Origin of the sequence: Clostridium sp. OM05-5BH (assembly GCF_003481505.1) — a bacterium.
In the GTDB taxonomy this organism is placed as follows: Bacteria; Bacillota; Clostridia; order Lachnospirales; family Lachnospiraceae; genus Otoolea; species Otoolea fessa.
The window spans coordinates 131,620-158,253 of sequence record NZ_QULJ01000006.1; the positions used below are offsets into that span (position 1 = coordinate 131,620).

A 26,634-nucleotide genomic window follows, 5' to 3' on the forward strand; every position below is an offset into this window, starting at 1 on the left:
GAAATAGGGAAAAGCTGGGAGGTACGGCTTATGAACATATTCATTGCGATCATGCTGGTGTTTGCGGCAGCCGGTCTTGTGGATGAGATGCTGGGAGGAAAGCTGGGGCTGATGCCGAATTTTGAAAAGGGGCTTGCCACCATGGGCGGTCTGGCGATGTCCACGGTCGGATTTTTTGCGATCGGAGTTACATATGTGCAGACCCACGCGGAATCGATTGCAGAGGCGGCAAAGCATATGCCGTTTGATACGGCGCTCATTCCAAGCTGCCTTCTGGCGCCGGATATGGGGGCGCTTGGCATGGCACAGAAGCTGGCGGCGACACCAGCGCTGGCGGCATTTACCGGTGCGATGGTAGCAGGCAGTCTGGGTATGACGGTCGGATACCAGCTGCCGGTTTTTCTGGCAGCCGTTCGAAAAGATGAAATAGGAGAGCTGATGCGGGGGTTCATCTTCGGACTGATTGCCATACCGTCTGGTCTGGCGGTCGGAGGTCTGATGCTGGGTCTGCCTGTCCGTCAGCTCTTTTTTAATATGATTCCGGTGCTGGTGCTGTGCGTGGTGCTGATTGCGGCATTTGTGCTGGTTCCGGCGCTGACGATGAAGATCATGATTTTCCTCGGAAATGCGATCCGTATTTTTAGTTTTCTCCTGTTTGGTGTGGCAGTCTTCGGAATTTTCATGCCGAAGTATGCGGTTGTCGAGGATGCCTTGATTGAGGAAATGCTTTTTATGGTACTCCGTATGGTCATCGCAGCGTGCGGCGGTCTGGTGCTGTCGCAGGTGGCGTTAAAACGTCTCCAAAAGCCGATCCAGCGTATTGGGGCGGTCCTGGGTATCAATGAGGAGGCAGTTGTCGGACTGTTCCTTTCCTTTATACAGAGCCTTGCGATGCTGCCATTGTTTTCCAAGATGGATAAGCGCGGAAAAGTATTAAATGCCGCTTTCTCTGTGGCAGGTGCCTATGTAGTAGGCGGTCAGATGACCTTGGTAGCGTCCCTGATACCGGGAAACTGGGTAACAGCCTATATGATCAGCAAGGTGCTGTCAGGCGGTCTGGCAGTTGCCCTGGCGTTTATCTCAGCTGAGAAGATTCCCGCATTAGGTGGCGAGTAATAGCAAATTTGGCTAAAATTATCTAAGAAGGACAAAAATGATAACAGAGTAGAGCGGAATATCTGATATTGAGATAAGGATAAAGAAATAAGAAAGCCCCGGCAGTTTCGCTGCCGGGGCTTTCCGCCCTTTTGGGGCTATATCATTTTCATAGAAGGCATTAATATGTTGCAATGAAGATTTTTAGAGTTGTCAAACTGTTGCGAGCAATTAACAGCAGCCACAGCCTCCAAAGCTCTGCTCGGTTCTCTCAATGATCTCATTCTGAAGCGGTTTATCCAGGTTACGGAAGTAGTCACTGTATCCGGCTACGCGGACGATCAGTTCCTTGTATTCCTCCGGGTTCTTCTGAGCTTCGATCAGAGTCTGGCGGTCGATAACGTTAAACTGCATATGATGTCCGTTCATAGCAAAGTAGGAACGAATCAGAGCAGCCAGGTTGTCAATACCCTTCTCGCCTGCGATAGCAGCCGGAGTAAACTTCTGGTTCAGCAGAGTACCGCCGGTCTCACAGTGGTTCATCTTGGAGCAGGATTTAACAACTGCGGTCGGTCCGTTGATATCAGCACCCTTCTCAGGAGAGATACCCTCAGACAGAGGATTATGAGCCAGACGGCCGTTCGGAGTAGCGATCATAACATCACCGAAGTATACGTGGCAGGTGGTCGGAAGCATATCTACATGATATACACCGCCTCTGGTGGTCGGTCTGCCGGTAATATAATCTTTGTACTCATTGAATACACTTACCATGATGTCATCTGCATAATCATCATCGTTGCCGTATTTCGGAGTTTTATTCTTAACCAGGTTCAGAATGTCCTCATGGCCCTTGAAATCGTCGTTCATAGCGTCGATGAGTTCTTTCATGGTAAACTTCTGATTGTCAAATACGTTGAACTTGATAGCGGAGAGTGCATCGGAAATAGTGCCGATACCAACACCCTGGATGTAGCTTGTGTTGTATCTCGGGCCGCCTGCGTTGTAGTCTTTACCTTTCTTGATACAGTCATCGGTACAGATGGAAAGGAACGGAGCCGGCATCATCTGAGAGTAGATTCTCTCGATAACCAGGTTGCCGCGCATCTTAACATCGATGATGTACTCAAGCTGTGTCTTGAATGCGTTCCACAGTTCGTCATAGGATTTGAAGTCTTCTGCTTTGCCGGTGTGCGGTCCGATCTGTTTTTTGAACATTACATCGTAGCCATCATACAGAGCGAGCTGTAAGCACTTAGGGATGTTTAAGTAACCGGTCAGCCAATAAGCCTCGGTTCCCCATGCACCTGTCTCAACACATCCGGAGCATCCTGCGTTTCTGGCGTCAACCAGAGATTTGCCCTGATTTACCAGCTCCTGAATCAGCTCATCGGTATTGTAGAATGCCGGCTGGCCCCAACCCTGACGAGCGATCTCGCAAGCTCTCTTTAAGAACTTATCCGGAGTAACCTTGGAAATCTGTACGTTGGAGTTTGGCTGGTTCTGTCTCATATCTTCCATACAGTCAAGGATTAAGTAAGAAACAGCGTTAACTGCGTCTGTACCATCTTCCTTCACACCGCCGGAGTTGATATTTGCGAAGTCTACGTATGTACCGGACTCTTTTAAGGTTACGCCAACCTTAACCGGAGCCGGAGAGTTGAACAGTTTAACCCAGAGACACTCAAGAAGCTCAAGAGCTCTGGTATCATCCAGAGTACCTGCAGCGGTATCTTTCTCATAGAACGGAATCAGATGCTGATCCAGACGACCCGGTGTAAATGCATCCCACGGGTTTAACTCGGTTGTAACGCCAAGGTGTGTAAACCAGTACATCTGAAGTGCCTGCCAGTAGGTCTCCGGTTTGTGCTCCGGAACAACGGCACAGTTAGCTGCAATCTGCTCAAGCTCTGCTTTTCTGACCGGATCCTTCTCCTCAGCAGCCTTCTCAAGAGCCAGATCATGATATCTCTTACCTAAGATAATGATAGCATCGCAGCAGATATCCATAGCGCGAAGCTCCTGCTCTTTGTCATAAGCTTCCGGATCATTGAAGTAGTCAAGATCTTTGATAGCCTGCGCGATCTCTTTCTTGTAATCGCCGTAGCCCTTGATGTAGAAGTTCTTGCCGCCGGCTGTATGGCCCGGTCCACGCTGCTCCATGAACTCGGTAAACATACCAACCTCATAGCAGTCTCTCCATTCCTGGGTCATAGCTTTTAAGAGATGCTCTCTGACTGCACGGTTCTTCCAGTACGGAATGATCTCTTCTTCCTGAAGCTTTAGATCGTCTTCGGTAACAGTGAAGTTAACCAGTTTACGATCATTCATGATGTGCATATCTTCGATGGTGTGACAGCACAGCTCCGGGAAAGTCGGTGAACACTGCGGGTCTTTGCCCTTCTCACCAACTAACAGCTCATCCTCGCCTAAGTAAAGAGTTTTTCTGGAGAAGTACTCTTTCAGAACGAGAGCTCTTAAAACCGGTACAGATACGGAACCTTCGTACTCTTTGTAAACATCGGTTTCAATTTTTGCTCTTTCCAGATCCAGATGCGGCTGGGTGGAATGGCTGATTCTTCTCAGTCTTTTAATTCTCTCGGTACATCCGCGGTCGTTGTCTTTTAACAGACCTTCTGGTGTGTTGATTACGAATGAAGTATCAATTTTCTCTGCCATTTAAATCATCCTCCTATATTGACTTTGTTGAATCCCTGTTCTTCGAACATGGACTTAAAGTGTTCCATAAGCTCGGACACCGGTACGCTCATCTCATCCTCATGGTACTCCATGTCGAGGCTGGCGTATTTACCCTTTCCGATGTCATGATAAGGTAAAAGGTTTACCTGACGTGCGTGAATATTATTTTCCTTCAGGAAATGGATGACACTTTCAATGTGTTCATCGGTTGCGTTGACCTGCTGGATAATCGGAAGCCGGATGTAAAGACCAGCGCCCTCATCACTTAATTTCTTTAAGTTCTCAAGAATCAGTGAATTGTCAACGCCGATATATTTCTTGTGGTCTTCCGGATCCATCACCTTGATGTCGTAGAGAAAAACATCTACGTAAGGAAGAATCCGCTTCAGATTCTTATAATCTGTGTAGCCGCTGGTGTCGATGAAAATGCTGACACCGTTCTCGTGGAGCTTGCGACAGACTTCTTCCACATAGTCCATATGCTGGGAAGCCATAACCTCGCCGCCGGAGAGTGTTACACCGCCGCCGGACTGCTCATAGAAGATTTTGTCCTTCATCGCTTCCTTGACAAGTGCATCTACCGTGTATTCCTTACCGGCCAACTCCCGGGCCTCTGTGATGCACCAGTCGGTACAGACGCCGCAGGCGGTACACTTGGAACGGTCAAATACAATCTTGCCGTCTACGATGGAATTGGCTCCCTGTTTACATTTTGCAACGCATCGGCCGCAGGTGGTACATTTGTGCTGATGAAAAATCAGTTCCTTATAATAATGCTGACTCTCCGGGTTGTGGCACCACATGCAGCGTAAGGGACATCCCTTGAAGAAGATCGTGGTGCGGACACCATCGCCGTCGTGCGTTGAAAATTTCTGGATGTTAAATATGTAAGGAGTTTCTGCCATTCTTTCCCCCTCCTTTGCAAAAAAACTAGACTGTGTTCTAGTTCTGAGTCTATAATACTACAACCATCTCAAGAATACAAGAGTAAATTGAAAAAAATGTATTAATTTAATTTTTAACAGACGAATCTGAAAAATAATCATCCGATCACGCTGAAACAAGCGGAGTGCGGAATGACTATAAAAGAAAATTAATATAACATATAAGATACCATAGAAAAATGGGGCTTACAATCGGCAAAAGTGAGGATATTATGCGTGAAAAGAAAGTGAAAATTGTAGAAAAGATAAAATGGTGTGAATATTCATAAAATACAAAACAAAAACAAAAAATTAAGCACAGTTAAAAAGGCGTCGCACAAATATGAAAAGTGAAAATCAAGATAGAAGTGAAAAAAAGCTAAAAAACCAGAATAACACGTAGAAAAGAGCAGTAGAAAACAAAATGAATACGAAGCTTGAAATAATGGATACTGTTTCACAGGTAGGCACTTTTGGAACCGAAAGTGCCGTAAGAAAACGTGGTGGCAGCAGGAATTTGCCGTATTTAAATGCGAAGCCACGGCAAATTCCGTTACTGGGCACGTATGCGTGAACAGTAACAAAAAATGAAATAATTTCGCTCATGTGAAAGTTGCCCGGTTGACAAGAGGAATTTTGACATGGTATAGTAAAAATGTATAAGGATGTTTCGGGAAGTATTAGAAGAACCCGGACAGCAGAAGCCAGGAAAACTATATTTCGAGCTGAAAAACCTAACACAGTATATTGTCAGGGTTTACAGCCAATGGGTATCAGGGGAAACTCGGATGCCTCCCGCATTTGGAAAGAAATGCATTGGAAAGAGAAGTAGGACCTGCTGCTTATTAGGAAGAAAGGCAGCTGGTAAAAGGCGGCGCATCCTCTGCCAGAGTCTCGTTCCGATGAAATGTTTTTCAGAGTATTCTTAAACAAAAGAAGGGAGAAGAACAATTTTATGAAGAAGACAAACAGAATCATTGCATTAGCAATGGCGGCTATGACAGCATTGTCTATGACAGCCTGCTCTGGAAGCGCAAAAGAGACGACGGAGGCGGAAAGCGCCGCAGAGACAACCGCAGAGGCTGCTGAGGAAAGCAGTGCAGAGGAGACCAAGGAAGCATCCGGAGAGACGCTTCTGATGGCAACGACGACCAGTACCGATAATACAGGTCTTCTGGATTACTTAAAGCCAATCTTTTTAGAGGATACAGGTATTGACTTACAGTGGACGGCAGTAGGAACCGGTGATGCGATTCAGAAAGCAAAAGATGGTGAAGTCGATGTGATACTGGTTCATTCTAAAGCAAAAGAAGAAGAATTCGTGGAGAGCGGCTACGGTGTAGAGCGCTTCCAGGTTATGTATAATGATTTCGTGATCGTAGGACCGAAGGATGGTCCGATTACAAAGACGGATGATATCAACGCTGCATTTAAACAGATCATGGACGAGCAGCTGACATTTGTGTCCCGTGGAGACAACTCTGGTACCCATAACAAGGAGACCGGAATCTGGGAGAAGCTGGGAATTACAGATTACGAGAGCAATCCAAATTATGTATCGGCAGGCGCTGGAATGGCTGATACACTGGCGATGGCAGATGAAAAAGGCGGCTACTGCCTGTCTGACCGCGGTACCTGGCTTGCCAAGAAGGCAGATTTCCCGGATATGGATATTGTATGTGAAGGCAGCAAGGAACTTTTAAACCAGTATGGCGTTATCGCAGTAAATCCGGAGAAATATCCGGATGTCAACAACGAGGCGGCGAATACGTTTATCAAGTGGATCTGTTCTCCGGAAATCCAGACGCTGATCGGTGAATACGGCGTAAAGGAGTACGGCGAGCCGTTATTCTTCCCGAATGCAGAGCAGAAGTAGAATACTGCCGGATGATATGTGGTAGTGCTGGAATTAGCGTATTTAAACGAATAAAGCAGGCAGTTGAACCTTGCAGAATTTATAATGTATAAACAGGAAACCGGAGAAGGGAGGATGCACTTTTTCCGGTTTTTCTGTCATTAAGAATTGAGAAAATGAGAACGCCTGCAGAATATAAGGTGTTTCAGTGAATATGCTGGGAGAAAAAATATGGGAAACCTGTTTTCAAAATTTTTTGGTACGGTCGGAGTGATAGATTCTATCCGGGTAACGCTGGTGATGTCTTTCTGGTCAACCTTGATTGCGTCCATGCTTGGAATTTTTCTGGGACTTGTGCTGGAGCAGACGAAATTTCCAGGAAAAAAGCTGGTAGTCCGCGTGAACCGGACCTTGATGGGAGCACCTCCGGTTGTCATCGGACTGCTCACATATATGCTTTTGAGAAAAAAAGGTCCGTTTGGGGCGCTTCGATGGGTATTTACGATCAAAGGAATGGTGGCAGCCCAGGTTCTGATCATCACTCCGATCGTCTGTGGAATGGTATATTCATATGCGGTCCGCACGGCGCCTTCGATCCGGGCGTTTGCCAGGACGATGGGAGCTGACCGGCATCAGACCGCGCGGCTTCTGCTGCGTGAAATGAAAAATGAAATTTATTTTGCGGTTGTGTCTGGATATGGGCGTTCCATCAGTGAGGTCGGGGCGGTCTTTCTGGTAGGTGGAAATATAAAAAACAGCACCCGGACAATGACGACTGCGATTTCAACCCTGAAAGGTGCAGGCGATTATTATGAAGGGGTATTTTTGGGAGTGATCCTGATGCTTCTGGCATTTGCGGTACAGACATTGGCAGAACATTTCAGACAGGAGGAGACACCGGATGAAAATCTCTAAGCTGCAAAAGAAGATGGGTCAGTTTACGCTTCAAATCGAGGAACTGTATCTGGAGAGCGGGAAGGTTCATGGTCTGATAGGAACCAATGGCTGCGGAAAAACAACACTTTCCAAGCTGATACAGGGGATATTGGTTCCAGATGGCGGGAGGATTGATTACGAGGGACTGACACCCCGGGATATCACGATGACAACACAGAGACCGTATCTTTTGCATGATACGGTGTATCAGAACCTGATCTATCCGCTGAAAATACGGGGAATCCGCCCAGATGAGGCGAAGATGGATGCCTGGCTGGAACGATGTGGGCTTTTGCAGAAAAAAAATCAGTATGCCCGTTCCCTGAGCAGCGGGGAACAGCAGAAATTATCATTTATCAGGGCCCTGGTATTTGACCCTGCGTTTGTGATTGTTGATGAAACTCTTTCCAACCTGGATCCTGACAGTACAGAATTGTTTGAACAGCTGATGCGGGAGCAGCAGACGAAAAATAAGATGACATGGCTGCTAATCAGCCATCAGCTGGTGCATGTCCGCAAGATTTGTGACCAGGTACATTTTATGGAGCAGGGGAATGTTCTGGTGTCTGGAACACCGGAAGAAATCCTTCTTCACCCGTCGCATCCGTCCATACGCCGATATCTGGCAGATACAGAGGTTTCATATCGTGAAAATGAAAAAAATTCAGAAATATGAATAAAAATGTGAGGCGATTGCGCTGAATATGAAAAAAATGGAAAGAGTTTTGCTTGGGATGATTGACACAGTTTGTGAAAATGTGGTATAATTTCAGGTAGAAAATCATGAGAAAGAGAATTGTCGCACGAGAGCGGCAGTTATACAGAGTTGATTTCGAGCTTTTCTGCCTAAGCTGTGAACCGATTGACAGGATGGAAGAAAAGCCAATGGGTATCCGGGGAAACGCGGGTGCCTCCCCGCATCAGGCGATGCATTGGAAAGGAATAGCTCTCGGATGACCGGGATGAAGACCCGGAAGTTCTGGAAAAGAGCAGTAAATTCCGCCAGCGCAAGCAAAGCCTGATGTAGATAAGTGCATATCAGCAGAAAGCCATAAGAGGCAGACTGCATCATCAGGAACGGATACAGAGAGCGGAATGTTTTCTGTATTCGTTTTTTTGTTTCATTCGGAGAGGCGGTCCATGAATCAGAAGCACTTCGCGTGGATGCATACCTTCGCGAAGAAGAATCATGCCGCAAGGGAGGAATTATGAAGTTATTGAAAGTTGATACGCTGGCGCAGGCGCGGGAACGTTTGCTTAAAGCGGCAAAAGAGTGCCTGCCAGAAACGGAGCACGTTGCGCTTGCAGATGCATCTGACCGTATTTTAGCAGAAGATATTGTCTCTGGGGAAATGATTCCGGCATTCCGCCGTTCCAGTGTAGACGGGTATGCAGTCTGTTCAAAGGACACGGCGGGCGCAACGGAAAGTATCCCGGTTTTTCTGAAGGTGCTGGAAGAAGTAGAGATAGGACATCCGGCGGTATCAAAGATTGAACCGGGTACCTGTGCCTATGTGCCGACCGGCGGCATGGTTCCGGAAGGGGCAGATGCCATGGTGATGATAGAATACAGTGAACGGTTCGGAACAGATGAGGTTGCCCTGTATGAAAATGTTCCGTATGGGAAATGCATCGTGCTTCCGGGAGAAGATGTAAAAACCGGGGATATAGTCCTTAAAGCGGGAACCCGGATTGGCCCGGCGCAGGCGGGAACATTGGCAGCGCTTGGCGTGGTTCAGGTTCCGGTTTTTAAACCGTGGAAGGTGGCAGTTCTATCGACGGGCGACGAACTGGTCAGGATCGATCAGGTTCCTGGACCGGGACAGGTGCGGGATATTAATACATGGGCGCTGTCCTGTTATGTGAAGAAGACAGGTCTGGAGCTTGTTTCGGCAGAGGCAGTGAGGGATGAAGAGGTACTTTTAGAGGACAAAATCAGGGAGGCGGTCAAAGCCTGTGATTTGATTCTGATCTCTGGAGGAAGTTCCCAGGGAAAGAAGGACATGACTATGGAGATATTAAACCGCATCTCCAAGGAGGGAGTATTTACCCATGGGCTGGCACTGAAACCGGGAAAACCGACGATTCTGGGATATGATAAAGAGAAAAATACGCTGTTAGGAGGACTTCCTGGGCATCCGGCAGCAGCGCTTACCGTTTTCCACTTATTATTTGTGTGGCTCTGGAAGCAGGTAACCGGTCAGCCAGATCAACCTCCGCTAGAAGCCTTTATGACAACGAACCTGGCGGGGGCACCCGGAAAAACAACCTGCCTGCTGGTAAAGCTTCAAATGGCTCCGCAGGGGCTGGAGGCAGAACCGGTATTTGGAAAATCAGGCTTGATTTCGACGATGGCAGAGGCAGACGGCTACGTTCTGATTGATATGAATCAGGAGGGACTGAAGAAAGGTGAGCAGGTGAAGGTATACCGTTTTTAAAATGAATTGCTTCCAGAAGGGCGACGGAGAATAAAGGATCGGCAGAGCCTGGTGGAAACAGAATAGAGGCAGAGATGGGAAAGAGAAATTTATATCTGAATAATACACCGGTGGAGGAGGCAAAAGCCCTTTACCAGAAAGCACTGGAGGAATTATTAAGACCCAAGGCAGAATGGATTCCCGTGACGGAAAGTCTGCACCGGATTACAAAAGAGGCAGTCTATGCGAAATATTGTTCTCCGCTTTACAATGCGGCGGCGATGGATGGAATCGCGGTTGAGGCAGAGAAAACAAAAGGAGCATCGGAGCGGAAACCACTTACCCTATATCCAGGTACAGATTTTACAGTGGTGGATACGGGCGATCCGATTCACGCACCATGCGATGCAGTTATCATGGCGGAGGATCTGCTGGAGCAGGAGGATGGCTCGGTGCAGATTACGGATGCAGCTGCATCATGGCAGCATGTGCGCCCGATCGGAGAAGATATCGTAGCGGGTGAGATGCTGATGCCCGGTTATCATGAGATACGCCCGATTGATATAGGTGTTCTCCTGTCTGGCGGAATTACAGAGATTGAGGTGTTGAAAAAGCCGTCGGTAGCGATTTTTCCGACGGGAACCGAAATCATAGAGCCGGGACAGGAACCCAGGGATGGGGACATCATCGAATCGAATTCGAGAGTGTTTGAGGCACTGGTAACGGAACATGGCGGTGCGCCCCATCGTTTTCCGCCGATTGCGGATGAATATGAAACATTGAAAGCAAAGGTGGCAGAGGCGGTTGAAAACTATGACATGGTAATTGTCAATGCCGGCTCCAGTGCTGGAACCGAAGATTTTACGGTTCATGTACTTCGGGAATTGGGGGAGGTTCTGGTACACGGGGTGGCAATCAAGCCGGGAAAACCGGTAATATTGGCGATTGTCAATGGAAAACCGGTGATCGGACTTCCGGGATATCCGGTATCCGCCTATATCAACTTTGAAAATTTTGTAATTCCTGTGCTGCAGAAACTGGCAGGACGTACAGAAACAGGCGGCACGACGGTGCGGGCTGTCATATCTAAACGCCTTGTATCATCCCTGAAACATAAAGAGTATGTGCGGGTGAAAGTAGGAGAAGTGGGCGACAAGCTCGTCGCTTCTCCACTGGCGCGCGGGGCGGGAGCAGCGATGAGCCTGGTGCGGGCAGACGGGTTCTGTGTGATTCCTCAGAACAGCGAGGGGGTCGAGGCGGGAGATACCGTTGACGTAGAGCTATACCGTTCCCTGGAGGAAATTGGAAGTACGGCAGTGGCAATCGGAAGCCATGATCTGATTCTGGATGTGATGGCAGATTTGCTGCCGTGTATGTACCCGGGTAATTACCTTTCCAGTACGCATGTAGGCAGTATGGGCGGTTTAATGGCATTAAAGCGGGGAGAAGCGCATTTGGCTCCGACCCACCTGCTGGATGAAGAGACAGGAGAATATAATATTGCGATCCTGAAAAAACTGTTTGCGGGTGAAAAAATGGCACTTGTCAAAGGTGTTGAGCGAATTCAGGGAATTATCGTAAAAAAAGGAAATCCGCTTGGAATCCATGAAATTGAAGATCTACGTGGCTTGAATTATGTCAACCGACAGAGAGGAGCGGGGACAAGAGTCCTTTTTGATTATAAGCTGAAGGAAGCCGGTATTTCACCGGAAGAGATTCACGGATATGACAGAGAGGCGGCAACGCATATGGCAGTGGCGGCTGCCGTGTCCGGCGGCGATGCAGACGCGGGCATGGGAATCCAGTCGGCAGCCAGGGCAATGGGACTTGATTTTATTGAGATTGGACGGGAAGAGTATGACTTTGCGATTCCAGTCAGATTTTTGGATTTTCCACCGATACAGCATTTTCTGGCGGTTTTGAAAAGCCGGGAGTTTGCAGAGAGAGTGGAGAAGCTCGGTGGTTATGGGCTGGCAAGAACCGGAGAAATTTTATATTTATAAAAGAGGGGATTAGATGGGAGCAGTTGTGCGTGAATTATATGTGTTCCGGCAGAGGGGACAGCCGGGAGAAGCCGTGGAGAGCGCCTGGTTCCGAAGGGGGATCGGAATGGAGGGTGACCGGCATGCAGCGGGAGGTGAAAGGCAGACTTCGCTGTTGGCGGGAGAAGCCCGGGACTGGATGGAGAAGCAGACAGAACCGGGACTCTGCTTCCGCCGCTACAAGGCAAACCTGATAACGGAGGGAATCGATACCACCCAGTTAAATACGGGGGATCTTCTGGCGGCGGGAGGGGCGGTGTTCCGCGTCTCCGGGTATGGAAAAAAGTGTTTTCCAGAGTGTATTTACCATGAAAAAGGAGTTTTCTGCCGTCTTTCGGCAGGAGCCATATTTTTGGAAGTGATTCGGGACGGATATGTATCTGTTTCGGATGAAATAATGAAATTAGGCAAAAAGGAGGAACTGTGATGAGACGATTAGAGAAAGATGAATCACTCTGCATTGGCTGCCACCAGTGCGAAGAAGCCTGTTCGAAGGCATTTTACAAGGTTTCGGATCCAATGAAATCCTGCATCCGCATTACCGACAAGGAGGATGGAAGCCATCATATTGCTGTGTGCACACAGTGTGGAAAATGTTCTGAAGTGTGCAATACAGGTGTGATTACGGAGGATGCGAGAGGCGTTTACCGGCTGAATAAGAAAGAATGTGCCGGCTGTCTGATGTGCGTTGGATTCTGTCCGGAGAATGTTATGGTACAGTGTGATGATTATCTGGAGCCGTCCAAATGTACGGCGTGCGGATTGTGCGTAAAAGCATGTCCGACCGGAGCGATCCGTCTGGTAGAAGAGTAAAAGGAGGAGAAAGGCATGATTAAAATGTGTGATCTTCCGCGTTATGCGGACGCAGATATGGAAGAAATCAAAAAAATGAAAGAGGCCCACACGGTTCTCAATCAGGTTACATATGAGCCCAAGCCGCTGTATCATGGATATACGGATAAGCGTCTTCGAATCAATGTGACAGATAACACCATCGATATGATCGACATTCCTCAGGAGGTCAAAGAAAAATTTACCGGCGGAAAAGGTTATTGCCTGCGTTATCTGTGGGATGCAACGAATCCGGATACAAAGTGGAATTCTCCGGAAAATGCCATCACCATGTCGGCAGGACCGATTGCCGGAATTACGCAGTACGGCGGTACCGGAAAATGCCTGGTATGCAGCATTTCACCGATGACAGATATCCCGATTGATTCAAACGTCGGCGGATATTTTGGCCCATTCTTAAAATTCTCCGGATTTGATGTGATCGAGCTGACTGGAAAAGCGGAGGAAGACGTGATTATTGTCATCGATGGCAATAAGGGAACCGTTTCAATTGAAAAAGCACCGTTAGAGCATAAAGATGCACATGTACTGGGAGAAGAGCTGACAACCATGTATGCGGAGGATGACAATGATCGCAAAAACGTGGCGGTCGTATGTTCTGGTTCAGCGGCGGATCATTGCAACCTCTCTATGTTGAATTTTACATTCTATGATCCGAAAAGAAATGTAGTCCGCTTAAAACAGGCTGGACGTGGTGGTATCGGACGTGTCTTTGCGGACAAGCACATTAAAGCGCTGGTATGCCATTTTAAAGGCGTAAAAGCAAATCTGAACCATGTATATGATATCAGTATCCTGAACCGGGATGGCCTGAAATTCCATCGTGAGGTGGCGACACAGGATGACAAACAGAATTCAATGCGTAAATCCGGAACAGCATACTCCCTGCGTATCATGAGCGATTATGATATTCTGCCGACGCGCAATTATAAATATGGCGGAACGGATAAGATCGATGAGATGGCACCGGAGGTATGGAGAAATAAATGGCTGACCCAGGGCGGAGCGGACGGATGTTGGTATGGATGTTCGATGGCGTGTGCTAAAACAGCCGATCAGTTTGAATTAAAGACAGGTCCGTATAAGGGACATAAAGTATGTGTGGATGGTCCGGAGTATGAGACAGCAGCCGGTGTTGGTCCGAACTGCGGCGTAACCGATCCGCAGGTAATCCTGGAAGTGAATTTCTACTGTGATACATATGGCATTGATACGATTTCCTTTGGCACCATGACTGCCTTCCTGATGGAATGCTATGAAAATGGTATCCTGAATAAGGAGAGAACCGGCGGTCTGGAGCTTGTATGGGGCAATGCAGAGGCGGAGCTGGAGCTGCTGCACCAGATGGCGCGAAACGAAGGCTTTGGCAAGATTGCGGCACTTGGAAGCCACAAGCAGAAAGAGTATTTTGCAGCGCAGGGCTGGGGCGATATGGATTTCATGAATGATATTGCGATGGAACAGAAGGGACTTGAATATTCAGAGTATGCTTCCAAAGAATCCTTGGCGCAGCAGGGCGGCTATGGTCTGACCAATAAGGGACCGCAGCATGATGAAGCATGGCTGATTTTCATGGATCAGGTAAATAACCAGATTCCTACCTTTGAGGATAAGGCGGAGGCGCTGTATTACTATCCGATGTTTAGAACCTGGTTTGGTCTTCTGGGACTTTGCAAGCTGCCGTGGAATGATATTGTACCGGCTGACAACAGCCTGACCGATGAACCGGCGAAGGTACCGGAGCACGTAGATAACTATCTGGATCTTTATTATGGTGTTACTGGGGTCAAGATTGATAGGGATGAGATGATTAAAATGTCCGAGCGTGTCTACAATTTCCAGCGTGTTTTCAACATTCGTCTGGGCAAGGGACTGCGTGCGAACGATGCGATTCCATACCGCTCCCAGGGACCGGTTACGGAAGAAGAATATCTGTCCCGTCAGGAGCGCTACGATGGTCAGCTGGTAGAGCTGGTTGGTTTTACAAAAGAAGAAGTCGAAAAAATGTCCTTAAAGGAAAAGATGGCTGCGACCAGAAAGCACAGAGAAGGGGAATATGAGAAGCTGATTGATGCGGTATATCCGAAGCGCGGCTGGAATTTAAACGGTGTTCCGACAATTGCACACCTGAAAGAGCTTGGCATGGATCTTCCGGAGCTTTTGGAAGTAGTTGAGCCGCTTCAGTAAGACTATTCATTAATACGTTGCAGAAGGGAAGTGGATATAATGGTACTGAATAACCGTCCATATCCGGACTGGCATGAAGGACTGACAATCAGGGGTGTGATGGAACACATGAAATTTACCTGGCCCAAGCTGGTCGTGAAGGTAAATGGGCAGCTGGTCTGGCCAGAAGACTATGATAAAGTAACACTTGAAGAAGCAGATGATTTGAAGATTTATCATTTACTGGGGGGCGGTTGATTCAGAAAGGAGACGCTGGTTTGGAGATAGACAAAGAACGCTATAAAAGAAATATTCTCCTGCCGGAGGTAGGAGAAGAAGGACAGAAAAAGCTGGCGGAAAGCCGGGTGCTGGTAGTCGGGGCGGGGGGACTTGGATCTCCCGTCAGCCTCTATCTGGCAGCAGCAGGAGTCGGTACGATCGGGATTGCTGATTTTGACCGGGTGGATGTCAGCAATCTGCAGCGTCAAATCCTTTACCGGGAACAGGACATTGGAAAGGCAAAAGCAGAACTGGCGGCGGAGCAGCTTCAGAGCCGGAATCATTCGGTGCAGGTAGAATTATACCCAGAGGGGATTACAGCTGAAAATGCAGAAGAAATTCTTGCAAAGTTTGATGTGATTGTGGATGCTTCGGATAATTTTCCAACCCGCTATCTGCTGAGTGACACATGTATGAAGCTGGGAAAGCCGGATGTATATGGAGCTATCTGTGAATTTGCGGGACAGGTTACCGTATTCGCATCGGACGGACCATGTCTGCGCTGTCTCTGTCCGGAGGCAGAGGACCCATCCGGAAACCCGAATTCGGCTGCTTATGGTGTGCTTGGCGTGATTCCCGGCATGATCGGGTGTATGCAGGCGGCAGAAGTATTGAAGCTTCTTTTGGGCAAGGGAGAGCCGCTGATTGGAAAAATGCTGTTCATTGATGCCAAAACGTGGTCCACGGATCTGATAGAAGTTCCAGTGCATCCCCAGTGCAGTTGCCATGCACATACCAAAGTTCACCGGATGTGAAAACGATATTAAAAATAGACACTATGAACAATCTCTTTACTTCACAGGAAAAGAATGATAAAATAAATTAGATTGCCGAAAGCAGATGAGGAAGATTATCCACTCTGCTTTCGGCTGGATTCAGGTAAACAAAAAGGTAAATTAGATAACCAGGAATGTTTCCCTGAAATTACGATTATTGAGAAGTTAAGAGGTAAAAGGTAAATGGCGAAGGGTAATAACACAAAAGCAAAAATTGCCCGTGTTGCATGGAAATTGTTTCATGAGAAGGGATATGAGGAGACGACGATCGATGAGATTATCCTGCAGTCTGGAACATCAAAGGGAAGCTTCTATCATTATTATAGTGGAAAGGATGAGCTTCTGGCATCTCTCCCAGAGATCTTTGATGCAAAGTATGAAGAGGTAATGCAGGCGCTGGATCCGGAGATGGACAGCTTTGACAAGCTTATGACGCTCTGCTTCAGTGTACATGATCTGATAGAGTCGGATATCCCGGTAGGGCTTCTGGCGTCACTCTATTCCTCACAGGTGGTGACAAAGGGGGATAAGCATCTTTTAAACCAGAACCGTTTTTACTATAAGATGGTAAATCAGCTGGTCGATGAGGGGCAGCGCCGGGGGCAGATTACCCGCAGTATGCCATATTACGAGATTGCACATATGTATGCACTCTGCGAGAGGGCAATCATCTATGATTACTGCATTTCAGACGGTGGCTATGCGCTTGGAGAGTATACAAGAAAGACAATGCCTCTGCTGTTCGGCGGAGTGCGTGTAAAGCAGGAAGTCAAATAAAAAAGCAGACGGAAAATGCTTCTTAGGGGTATTTTCTGTCTGCTTTTGTGCGTGATAGCCGCGTACAGATCAGGATAGCATTGAGTACCTTTAAAATAAAGGAACCTGGGACGGGAAAATGCAGCTTAAGAAAGGAAAAATGCCAGATGGAACGAGAAAATCAGGAGTACATAAGCATTGTGAATGCAACGGAAAACAACTTGAAACATGTGTCGTTGAAAATTCCGAAAAAGAAAATCACAGTTTTTACCGGTGTGTCCGGTTCGGGCAAATCATCGCTCTGCCTTGATACGATTGCGGCAGAGTCGCGGCGGGAGCTGAATGTGACATTTCCAAGTTTTGTCCAGCAGTTTCTGCCGAAATATGGTCGTCCGGAGGTTGAGCGCATGGAGAATCTTCCGGTCACGATCGTGATCGATCAGAAAAAGCCGGTGGCAAACTCCCGCTCAACGGTCGGCACATACACCGATATCTATGCGCTGCTGCGCCTGCTCTTCTCACGTGTGGGCAAACCGTTTGTCGGCTATTCGGACAGCTTTTCCTTCAACCATCCGAGCGGCAAGTGTGAGCGCTGTGAGGGCCTGGGTGTTGTGACGGAGCTGGACATCCACAAGCTGGTGGATTTTGATAAATGCCTAAACGATGAGGGCGTTATCCAGTGGCCGGCGTTCACGACCGGTGCATGGCGGTGGAAGCGGTACGCGTACAGCGGTCTGTTTGATTTGGACAAGAAGATCAAGGATTATTCGAAGGAGGAGATGGATTTATTTCTCTATTCGCCGCAGATCCGCCTGAAAAACCCGCCGGCAAACTGGCCGAAGTCCGCGAAGTACGAGGGCATTTATCCGCGTATGTACCGCAGTATCATTACATCTAAGGAAGGACAGCTTCACAAGAAGGAGCTGGATCGCATTGTCAGCACCTTTACGTGTCCGGAGTGCCACGGGGCGAGACTGAATGCAAAGATCCGTAGCTGCCTGATTAACGGAAAAAATATCTGCGAGGTTTCGGATATGCCGATCCCGGAGGCGGCAGAGTTTATCCGCCAGATCGACGATCCGCTGGCGCGCGATATCAAGACCGAGATCCTGAAGCGGATGAATGCGCTGATTGAGATCGGACTCAGCTATCTTTCTTTAAGCCGTGGAACCGACACTCTCTCCGGCGGCGAGGCGCAGCGTATCAAGATCGCGCGTTACATCAATTCGCCGCTTACCGATATGATGTATGTGCTGGATGAGCCGAGCGTCGGACTGCATTCGCGCGATATCCAGAATCTCAAAAATTCGCTGATCAAGCTGAAAGAGCACGGAAATACCGTGATGATTGTGGAACACCACCGGGAAGTCATCGCTCTGGCGGATCACATTGTGGATATGGGACCGGAAGCGGGCATAAACGGTGGACAGATCATGTATCAGGGAAGCTACGAGAACCTTTTGAAAGCGGACACTGTGACCGGGCGGATGCTGCGGACGAAAACGCCGATGAAGATGGAGTACCGCAAGCCGAACGGATGGTATCAGGTTGAGCACGCGAAGCTTCATAACTTAAAAGATCTGAGCGTAAAACTGCCGCTTGGCGTGATGACGGTCATCGCTGGTGTGGCTGGTTCGGGAAAAAGCTCCCTGATGGAATATTTTACGAGCCAGTATCCAGGCGAGGTGATCTCGATCCGGCAGAAGGATATCGGTATCAATCTGCGTTCGACCCCGGCGACGTATCTGGATATCGCGGATGCGATCCGGGCGCTTTTTGCGAAAGCGAACCATGTCGCACAGGCATATTTCAGTTTCAATTCCAAGGGCGCCTGCCCGGCGTGTCAGGGTAAAGGTGTGATTATATCGGATATGGCATATATGGACTCGATCGAGACGGTCTGCGAGGTCTGCCACGGAACGCGGTATTCGGAGGAAGTGCTGAAATATCAGTACAAGGGAAAGAATATTGCGGAAGTCATGGATATGACCGTCCGTCAGGCGATCCAGTTCTTTGAAGATGCGGATTTTGTGAAGAAACTCGATACGCTGGTACAGGTCGGACTCGGTTACCTGCACCTGAATCAGTCGATGACGACGCTTTCCGGCGGCGAGCTGCAGCGTGTGAAGCTGGCGAGCAAGCTGGATGAGCGGGGACAGATATTCATTCTGGATGAGCCGACCGACGGGCTGCATCTCGACGATATCCGCCGTCTGATGAAGCTTTTTAACCGGATGACCGATCAGGGCAATACACTGTTTATCATCGAGCACAGCCTGGATGTGATGAAGGACGCCGACTATATCGTGGAGCTTGGACCGGGCGGCGGACTCGCAGGCGGCAGTCTGCTCTTTGCCGGGACACCGAAGGAGATGCTGGAAGCGGAGCGGAGTGTGACGCGGGAGTATCTGCGGGAGAGCTTATAGATAAAGAAAAATATCCCGAATGCATCGGAAAGTGCATTCGGGATATTTTTAACAACACTTAATCAATTCGTTCAAATACCATGGTAGCTTGAATTTTATCGCCGCCAAGAAAACCCTTAGAGCCAGAAGATGTTGTTGAGATCGTGTGAAGCCGGTATCCTTTGGCCGCTTGTTTATTAATTTCTGATTGCAGATTAGTAAGACTTGCTGTGCCTGAACCAGTGCCAAGTAGTTTTTCTGTTAAAACAACCTGTAAAACAACATATTTGTCCCCATTATTTCCTGCAGCTTTTCCTGCAACATCATCCCATGCCATAATGCTACTCCTCCTTTGCATATTTAAACTGACTTAATGATATCACAATTATATTTCCCTGGAAAGATATTTCTTCGCATCCTTAAAAAACGCCGCCACGATCAGGAGAATGATAAACGCGATCGGAAATGCTGCAATGATGGACACGGTCTGCAGGTTTGCCATTGAATTATCACTGAAAATGAGGACCATCGGCAGTAGAATCAGGCTCAGGGACCAGAAGGTTTTGATCGCCATGTGCGGTTCGTCCTCGCTTGTCAGGTTCTTGTAGGAGTAGGCGGAGGCAACCAGTACGATCGCGTCAAAGCTGGTGGCATAGAAGGCGATCATCGCCGCCGCGAGCAGAACGAGAACCATCGGGGCGAGCGGAAGCGTGCGGATGATGGCAGTGATTGTGGAATAGAGGTCGCCACTGGCGGCATAAAGCCCCATGACATCCAGTTTTCCGAACACCTGGAGTCCCAGGCTGTAGTTTCCGAGGATAATAAAGCTCACAAACGTGCCGCCAAGCCCGAACACGTAGCCGCCGAGGATTGTCTGCCGGATCGTACGTCCACGAGAGATGGTTCCGATGAAGAACGGGGCAGCGACGCACCAGACCATCCAGTATGCCCAGTAGAACATTGTCCATGTCTGCGGAAATGAGGTGGTGCGCTGTGGGTCGGTGTAGGTGGAGAGTCCGATAAAGTTCTGTACCAGATTTCCGATGGAGGAAAAGCCGGTTTCGATGATATAGCGAGCTTCACCGCCAAACAGCAGCACATACGCCAGAAGAGCGAAGAAGAGGTAGACGCAGGACGCCGCGAGCTTCTGGATGCCCTTCATGCCACGCACGACGGAAACGGTATATACCAGGCAGGTGACTGCCAGAATCGCGATGGTGATGAGGCGGGTGTCGCCGAATCCGAAGAGTTCGGAGACGATCTGGCTCATCAGAGGGGTCGCCAGCGTAAAAGTCGTGGTTGTGCCGGCCAGCAGTGCGAAGACCGCCATCAGATCAATCAGGGTTCCGGCAAGCCCGTCTGTGTGTTTTCCGAGGATCGGGCGGCAGGCTTCGGAGTATTTCTGTTTATGGCAGCCGCGCACATGAAGCATGAAGCCAAAGGCAGCGGCGAGCACGACATAGAAGCCCCACGGGATCGGACCCCAGTGAAAGAGCGGGTATGTGCTCGCCCAGTCCTGAATACTGCCCATTTCTGCCAGATGCGGGTCATTGGCGTAGAGAACCCACTCACACAGGGAGTAAAAGAGAATGTCCGCCGCAAGTCCGGAGGTAAACATCATCGAACCCCAGGCAAAATTGGAATAGAGCGGCTTCTCATCCGGTTTTCCGAGCCGGATGGTTCCGTAGCGGGAAAAGGCGATGTAGATTGACAGAAGAAAAATGCCGAGTCCGATAGCAAGGTAGCCGACACCGAAGTTTTCCCCGAGAAAGCTCCGGAGATTTTCCAACACTGCCTTGGATGCATCCGGCGCAGCCAGAAAGCAGAGACAGAGTATTATAATAAGAAGAAATGGGACGACCATCGTGGTCCAGTCCAGGCGTTTCGGCTCTGGCACTGTTTGGGATTGTGGATTTTGCATGGGAAACCTCCTTTTAAATCATTTGTAAAAATGAGGATTTTTGCAAATGGTTCATGTTCATTTTTTGATAAATAAATTAAATATTGAACACATTATAGCATTGGGTGGAAAAAAAATCAATGAAAAATTTGGGAAAAAATAGAGAAACAAGGAAATAGATGTTACCGGTTCACGGGTAGGCACTTTTGGAACCGAAAGTGCCGTAAGAAAACGTGGTGGCAGCAGGAATTTGCCGTATTGAAATGCGAAGCCACGGCAAATTCCGTTACTGGGCACGTATGCGTGAACAGTAACGAATCGATAGAAAAATGTATGGGAGGCGGCAATGGAAAAAACCTGCCGCTTCCCTACTGCTCAATCTGCACATCAAATCCCAGTCCGCGCAGCATATTCGCATAATTCTCCATATCCTGGCCGGAGAAGGTCTGCTCGCGGGCAAGCGTCGGAGATTGCGTGTATTTTTCATATTTAATGATCCCCAGATTTGAATAGGAGAGCAGAATTACATGTCTGATGTGGTGCTCAGACAAAAGGTGGGCATACCTGCGGGCATCGATGAGCGTGTCGTTGATGCCGGGGGTAATGGTAATGCGGACCGCCACTTTTTTTCCGATAGAGATGGCAAAGTCCAGATTTTCCAGAATCGAATGATTTGAGACACCGGTGAACTGGACATATTTCTTTTCAGAATAATGTTTTAAATCGATGATAATCATGTCCGCGTTGGCGATGAAGCGGGAGAAAGCCAGCGGTTTGGCGAAAGCGGTCGTCTCAATCGCGGTGCGGATGCCGTGTTCTTTACATTTTTTCAGGACAGCGGTGGCTGCTTCCGGCTGCATCAGCGGATCGCCGCCGGAGAGAATGACGCCGCCATTTCCATAGAGCTCCCGGTCGGCAAGAATTTTTTCCATGATTTCATCCATATCCATCATCTGACCGACGAAATGAAGCATTCGGGACGGACAGTGATCCGTACAGGCACGGCAGAATGTACAGGTGTCCGGGGTAAAGGTGAGACGGTTGTCTGAAAATGCCAGACTTCCGGTGGGACATTCGCTGACACAGAGATTGCAGTAGAGACAGTGCTTGCTGTCCCAGAGAATCCGGGTCGGGCGCTCATGCGCCTGCGGTGTTGAACACCAGACACAGCGCAGGGGGCATCCTTTAAAATAAATCGTAGTTCGCAGCCCGGAACCGTCAGCCAATTCATTTCGTTTGATTTTAAATATATTCGCCTGCATGAATACAATACTCCTGAAAATCCTTCTGATATTTATAAAACACGATAAGACATTGAGTATTCCAGCACGGGATGGCACCGGAATTTCCGAATGGATTCGTAATACATCTGAATGCAAAATACAGGCTAACTATAGCATAAAGAAGATAAAAAGTAAATGAGACAGTTTCTCCAATTTGCTGCTTGATTTTTTTACAAAGATTTGACAAAAAAACGGGAATAAATTTTACAAATAAGCGTTATAATAAAACAGGTTCGAGAGAGAATATGTGTGAACGCTGCGAAAGAGCAGGTTATACAGCGGCAGATTTGACAACTGGCACATATCGAAAAAAAAACCACGAAGGAATACCGCGAGAGATCGGGCGGCTGGCTTAAAATGAAGCGCGAAAACAGCTGCAGGAAAAAGATGGAAGATAGCGGGGAAGATATGGAATTGAAATATGAACTCTGGAAAGAGAGTATATTTCAAGAGAAAGTTATATATGAATGTAGGAAGCGTCTGTCGGGATATCGGCGGGCGGTTTTTTGTGTAATAGGAAATTCCTTGGAATCCCCTATTACACAAAAAGGCACTAACGTGAAATTACAGTATTATACATAATTTCTATACACAAAAGAGGTATTTGTTTATGTTATGAGCACAGACTTACAACACTTATTAGTAAGAATTAATATAAGGTACTTTTAACGAAAAATTTACGGAAAATCACGCTTACAACGTGAAAAACACGGTTGTAATTAGGAAATAAACTTGTTATAATGGGTGGCTGAAATGGAAAAATGTAAAACAAAAAAGAAAAAAGTTGGGAGGTTACGAAGGTGAAAAGATTGAGTGCGTTTTGCGCGAGCCTGGGATTATTTTTGATGGCAAATCCGATGACGGCTCTGGCAGCAGAACAGGAAGGCGGTGCATCGGCATCCTCTGTGCCGCTCTGGATGTGTATTCCATTTGCGGGACTGCTTCTCTGTATTGCGATTCTGCCGCTTGTGAAGGCAGAATGGTGGGAAGAGCACCAGCCTCATGCGGTTGCTCTTTGGTCAATTCTTTTTATCATTCCGTTTGCGATGCGTTACAGTGCGGGGACAGCACTGGAAACGGTTCTGGAATGCCTGGTCAATGACTATTTGACCTTTATTATTTTGTTATTTGGACTTTTCTGCGTTGCCGGTAATATCACGATGTCCGGTGACCTGGCAGGTTCTCCGCGTGTCAATGTGGGACTACTGGCACTGGGAACCCTGCTTTCAAGCTGGATCGGTACGACCGGTGCCAGTATGCTGATGATTCGTCCGGTTGTCAAGATGAATGCATGGAGAAAGAAGAAACGTCATATCATTATCTTCTTTATTTTCCTTGTATCCAACATCGGCGGATGTCTGACCCCGATCGGTGACCCGCCTCTGCTGATGGGCTTCATGCGCGGCGTACCGTTCTTCTGGAGCTTACATCTGGCGCCGATCTTATTCTTCAATATGCTGGTGCTGCTGACAATCTTCTATTTTATTGATAAGAGGGCATATCGTCAGGATATCGCGAGCGGTCTGAAACCGGATATCAGCAAACCGGGTACCGAAGTAAAGCTGCGCGGCGCGCACAACCTGATTTTCCTGGTTATGATCGTGGCAGCCGTTATTTTAAGCGGTACCTTACCGTCCATGCCGCAGTTCCAGGATGCAGCCGGAAAGGTGCTTGGCATCCATCTGTTTGGAGAGGTAGAATTAAGCTATCCGGCCATCATTGAGATTGTGATCATTCTGGTGGCGGCCTTCCTGTCCTTCAAGACCACGAAGGTTGAGATCCGCCGTGAGAACCACTTTACCTGGGGCGCGATTCAGGAGGTTGCGGTTCTGTTTATCGGTATTTTCATCACGATGCAGCCAGCCCTGATGATTCTGAAAGCAAATGGCGCGAATCTGGGCATCTCCGAGCCGTTTGAAATGTTCTGGGCGACCGGTCTGCTGTCCAGCTTCCTGGATAACACGCCGACCTATCTGGTATTTTTAACAACGGCAGGTGCGCTTGGATTTACGGAGGGCATGGTGACGACGTTAGGAATGGTTCCGATCAAGATGCTGATGGCGATCTCCTGTGGTGCGGTATTTATGGGTGCGAACACCTACATCGGAAATGCACCGAACTTCATGGTTAAGTCGATTGCGGATGAAAACGGTGTGCGTATGCCGTCCTTCTTCGGATATCTGCTCTGGTCGTTCGGTATTCTGGTTCCGGTCTTTGCACTTGATATGCTGTTATTCTTTTTATAGGGGGTGAGTGACGATGAGCAACAATCAGGAACATACCAATACAGATAATATGGAAAATCAGACGCAGCAGGCGCTTGAAAAGGACAGCGCCCAGTATGCGAATGAAGTAACGGGTGCGGAAAATGCAGCCGAAAAGGATTCAGCAGGGAAGAAGCCGGGCAGCACGGTGCCTGGAAGAGATGAAAAACGAATCCGTGAACTGGCGGAGAGTATTTACGATCTGGATGCGGAGGTTTATGCACAGTTAGGTTCTTCTCTGGGACGTGTTTTCAACCGTGACCGGAAGCGCTGCGTGGATGAGCTGACTCATCTGATGCTGACACGCCCGCAGGGTAACCTGGTTCGAAGTGAGATTGCCCTGATCGGAAACATGGCGCGTACCATCGAGAATAAGGAAGAGCGGAAGCTCGTCATGACCGAGTACAACCGGATTCTGACCGAAGTCATGAGTCTGCCGACCAGTTTCGCGAGCGGCGACGTTATCAACGCAGAGCTGGCGAAGCTGAATACATTTAACCTGAAAAACCGTTTTTCCGAAAATGATCACCTGATCGTATGTATCAGCTGGACCTACGGAAGCGGCGGTGTAAATATCGGATTTAAGCTGGCAGATAAGCTGAAAATCAATTTCTACGACGCGGAGATCTTTGAAGCGGTTCTGAAACGTCTCGAGGCTCAGAAGGATTCTATACAGGATTCTGTCAGCTACGGAATCAAGCCGGGAATCAAGAAAGAGCCGGCGCACGATCAGGATGCCAATGTAAACCCGAGTGAGGCATTCATCCCGGAGCGCCATCTGACCCTGCGCCAGCGCATGCGCGAGTTCAGCCGTTTCCACGGACTGCCGAAGCGTGATGCGGTCTTCTTCAACGAGAGCGACCTTCTGGTTGACATGGCGAAGAAGGAAGATTTTGTTATTCTGGGACGATGCGGAGATGCCATCATGGCAAATAACAACATCCCGCATATCAGTATCTACATCACGGCGCCGTTTGAGCAGCGTATCAAACGTGCGATGGAGATTGACAGCTCCCTGACGGTCAAGCAGGCACGCCATATGTTAAAGCATCTGGATCATGTCCACAGCCAGTACTATCATTACTATACAAACCGAAACTGGGGACATTCCAACAACTATGATCTCTGTATCAACAGTGCCAGCTACGGTATCGATGGAACCGTGGATTTCATCTATCGGATGATCACGGCACGGGAAGAGGATAAATAAGAGAACGGCTGAAGATGATGGGAGTCAGCGAAAGACAACAGACGCTGCTCCCAGATTCTTCGGTCGTTTTTTTACATTTATAGTTTACTGCCAATAGGATGTATAACTAAAAAGATTCAGAATTTTTACAGCGGAATACTTGCAAATTTGAGGGAAAGCCAGTATACTAGGTACCATATCACAGGGAAGTCCTTCGAAAGCGGGAGATTGGAAGAGGCATCCTTCTCGAAAGGAGAAATAAATTATGGAAGAAAGAATTATGCGCCGCGTAGCGGATTCAGCTGTTATCCAGACACAGCTTGTATTAAATAGTCACTTAAATGGTGCTGGTCGTTTGTTTGGCGGTCAGCTGATGGAATGGATCGACGTTGTAGCGACCGTTGTTGCGCGCCGCCACGCGCACTGCAATCCGACAACTGCATCGGTTGATAACCTGCAGTTCAAAGAGGCAGTCCATCTGAACAATACCCTGATTATCGAGGGTAAGCTGACTTACGTTGGAAGAACCTCCATGGAAGTGCGTGTCGATACATTCGTAGAGTCTTTAAGCGGCGCGCGTAAACTGGTTAATACCGCTTATGTGGTTATGGTAGCGCTGGATGAAAACGAGCATCCGATGGAAGTTCCGGGACTGCTTGTCGAGACCGATGAGGAGAAGGCAGAGTGGGAAGCTGGCGTGAAGAGAAACGACTTGCGGAAACACCGCCGTGCGGAGAACTACTAATCGGCAGTGTTTTTGTTTGGGAAAGGGAATTTGCATAAACCGGAAACAGAT

General features: G+C 48.3%; 21 protein-coding genes and 2 riboswitches. Of the genes, 16 read left to right on the top strand and 5 right to left on the bottom strand.

All coding sequences use genetic code 11. From position 1 onward, the window contains the following. The first annotated feature begins 30 nt into the window (after positions 1 to 30). The gene (gene eutH, locus DXB70_RS09455) at positions 31 to 1,116 is read left to right on the top strand and encodes an ethanolamine utilization protein EutH (protein WP_118673189.1); all 1,086 of its coding nucleotides are present in this window, start codon (positions 31 to 33) and stop codon (positions 1,114 to 1,116) included. A 210-nt stretch (positions 1,117 to 1,326) separates the two neighbouring features. Here eutH and hypD read toward each other — a convergent pair whose 3' ends face one another. Together hypD and DXB70_RS09465 are read right to left on the bottom strand one after the other, a co-directional pair. Further along, on the bottom strand, positions 1,327 to 3,774 hold the full coding sequence (gene hypD / locus DXB70_RS09460) for a trans-4-hydroxy-L-proline dehydratase (protein ID WP_117796067.1): 2,448 nt from the start codon (positions 3,772 to 3,774) through the stop codon (positions 1,327 to 1,329). Positions 3,775 to 3,779: 5 nt separating this feature from the next. Then, a complete protein-coding gene (locus DXB70_RS09465; RefSeq protein WP_118293375.1) occupies positions 3,780 to 4,700 on the bottom strand; it encodes a trans-4-hydroxy-L-proline dehydratase activase in 921 nt (306 codons plus the stop codon). A gap of 724 nt (positions 4,701 to 5,424) precedes the next feature. Next, positions 5,425 to 5,546, top strand: a riboswitch (molybdenum cofactor riboswitch). 127 nt (positions 5,547 to 5,673) lie between these two features. Between DXB70_RS09465 and DXB70_RS09470 the strand changes: the two genes are divergently transcribed. From DXB70_RS09470 to DXB70_RS09525, 12 genes are all read left to right on the top strand, one after another. After that, the gene (locus DXB70_RS09470) at positions 5,674 to 6,594 is read left to right on the top strand and encodes a substrate-binding domain-containing protein (protein WP_117796145.1); all 921 of its coding nucleotides are present in this window, start codon (positions 5,674 to 5,676) and stop codon (positions 6,592 to 6,594) included. A gap of 210 nt (positions 6,595 to 6,804) precedes the next feature. Further along, on the top strand, positions 6,805 to 7,488 hold the full coding sequence (locus DXB70_RS09475; RefSeq protein ID WP_022360331.1) for an ABC transporter permease: 684 nt from the start codon (positions 6,805 to 6,807) through the stop codon (positions 7,486 to 7,488). Next, positions 7,475 to 8,185: an ABC transporter ATP-binding protein gene (locus DXB70_RS09480; RefSeq protein WP_107001403.1), complete on the top strand. Its 711-nt coding sequence runs from the start codon at positions 7,475 to 7,477 to the stop codon at positions 8,183 to 8,185. Before DXB70_RS09475 ends, DXB70_RS09480 begins: the two co-directional genes overlap by 14 nt. 142 nt (positions 8,186 to 8,327) lie before the next feature. Then, positions 8,328 to 8,468, top strand: a riboswitch (molybdenum cofactor riboswitch). A gap of 249 nt (positions 8,469 to 8,717) precedes the next feature. After that, positions 8,718 to 9,947 carry a gephyrin-like molybdotransferase Glp gene (gene glp / locus DXB70_RS09485; protein WP_118673190.1) on the top strand — a complete coding sequence of 410 codons (1,230 nt, stop codon included), beginning with the start codon at positions 8,718 to 8,720 and terminating at the stop codon, positions 9,945 to 9,947. A 74-nt stretch (positions 9,948 to 10,021) separates the two neighbouring features. Continuing rightward, entirely contained in the window at positions 10,022 to 11,929 is a 1,908-nt protein-coding gene (locus tag DXB70_RS09490) for a molybdopterin biosynthesis protein (protein ID WP_118673191.1), read from the top strand. 13 nt (positions 11,930 to 11,942) lie between these two features. After that, positions 11,943 to 12,395 carry a rhodanese/MoeB/ThiF domain protein gene (locus tag DXB70_RS09495; protein WP_022360327.1) on the top strand — a complete coding sequence of 151 codons (453 nt, stop codon included), beginning with the start codon at positions 11,943 to 11,945 and terminating at the stop codon, positions 12,393 to 12,395. Further along, positions 12,395 to 12,781, top strand: coding sequence for a 4Fe-4S binding protein (locus DXB70_RS09500; RefSeq protein ID WP_022360326.1), 387 nt, complete (start codon positions 12,395 to 12,397; stop codon positions 12,779 to 12,781). The genes DXB70_RS09495 and DXB70_RS09500 overlap by 1 nt, the downstream gene beginning before the upstream one ends. 15 nt (positions 12,782 to 12,796) lie before the next feature. After that, positions 12,797 to 15,007 (top strand): aldehyde ferredoxin oxidoreductase C-terminal domain-containing protein, encoded by a 2,211-nt coding sequence (locus DXB70_RS09505; protein ID WP_207663956.1) that lies wholly within the window; start codon positions 12,797 to 12,799, stop codon positions 15,005 to 15,007. A 39-nt stretch (positions 15,008 to 15,046) separates the two neighbouring features. After that, the gene (gene thiS, locus DXB70_RS09510; RefSeq protein WP_022360324.1) at positions 15,047 to 15,244 is read left to right on the top strand and encodes a sulfur carrier protein ThiS; all 198 of its coding nucleotides are present in this window, start codon (positions 15,047 to 15,049) and stop codon (positions 15,242 to 15,244) included. Positions 15,245 to 15,264: 20 nt separating this feature from the next. After that, entirely contained in the window at positions 15,265 to 16,020 is a 756-nt protein-coding gene (locus tag DXB70_RS09515; protein WP_022360323.1) for a HesA/MoeB/ThiF family protein, read from the top strand. A gap of 204 nt (positions 16,021 to 16,224) precedes the next feature. After that, a complete protein-coding gene (locus DXB70_RS09520) occupies positions 16,225 to 16,818 on the top strand; it encodes a TetR/AcrR family transcriptional regulator (protein ID WP_107001407.1) in 594 nt (197 codons plus the stop codon). A gap of 146 nt (positions 16,819 to 16,964) precedes the next feature. Then, positions 16,965 to 19,223, top strand: coding sequence for an excinuclease ABC subunit UvrA (locus tag DXB70_RS09525; protein ID WP_118673192.1), 2,259 nt, complete (start codon positions 16,965 to 16,967; stop codon positions 19,221 to 19,223). Positions 19,224 to 19,281: 58 nt separating this feature from the next. Here DXB70_RS09525 and DXB70_RS09530 read toward each other — a convergent pair whose 3' ends face one another. From DXB70_RS09530 to DXB70_RS09540, 3 genes are all read right to left on the bottom strand, one after another. Then, on the bottom strand, positions 19,282 to 19,539 hold the full coding sequence (locus tag DXB70_RS09530) for a DUF4177 domain-containing protein (RefSeq protein WP_022360320.1): 258 nt from the start codon (positions 19,537 to 19,539) through the stop codon (positions 19,282 to 19,284). Between the two features lie 48 nt (positions 19,540 to 19,587). Beyond that, a complete protein-coding gene (locus tag DXB70_RS09535; protein ID WP_118673193.1) occupies positions 19,588 to 21,123 on the bottom strand; it encodes a BCCT family transporter in 1,536 nt (511 codons plus the stop codon). A gap of 347 nt (positions 21,124 to 21,470) precedes the next feature. Continuing rightward, a complete protein-coding gene (locus DXB70_RS09540) occupies positions 21,471 to 22,364 on the bottom strand; it encodes a glycyl-radical enzyme activating protein (protein ID WP_107001410.1) in 894 nt (297 codons plus the stop codon). Positions 22,365 to 23,185: 821 nt separating this feature from the next. Here DXB70_RS09540 and DXB70_RS09550 point away from each other — a divergent pair. The 3 genes from DXB70_RS09550 to DXB70_RS09560 all read left to right on the top strand — a co-directional run bounded on the left by DXB70_RS09550 (position 23,186) and on the right by DXB70_RS09560 (position 26,583). Continuing rightward, entirely contained in the window at positions 23,186 to 24,631 is a 1,446-nt protein-coding gene (locus DXB70_RS09550; RefSeq protein ID WP_243099939.1) for a sodium:proton antiporter, read from the top strand. A 13-nt stretch (positions 24,632 to 24,644) separates the two neighbouring features. Continuing rightward, a complete protein-coding gene (locus DXB70_RS09555; RefSeq protein WP_022360314.1) occupies positions 24,645 to 25,859 on the top strand; it encodes a cytidylate kinase-like family protein in 1,215 nt (404 codons plus the stop codon). Between the two features lie 244 nt (positions 25,860 to 26,103). After that, complete coding sequence (locus DXB70_RS09560) at positions 26,104 to 26,583, top strand: acyl-CoA thioesterase (protein ID WP_107001412.1); 480 nt, start codon at positions 26,104 to 26,106, stop codon at positions 26,581 to 26,583. Positions 26,584 to 26,634: the final 51 nt, after the last annotated feature.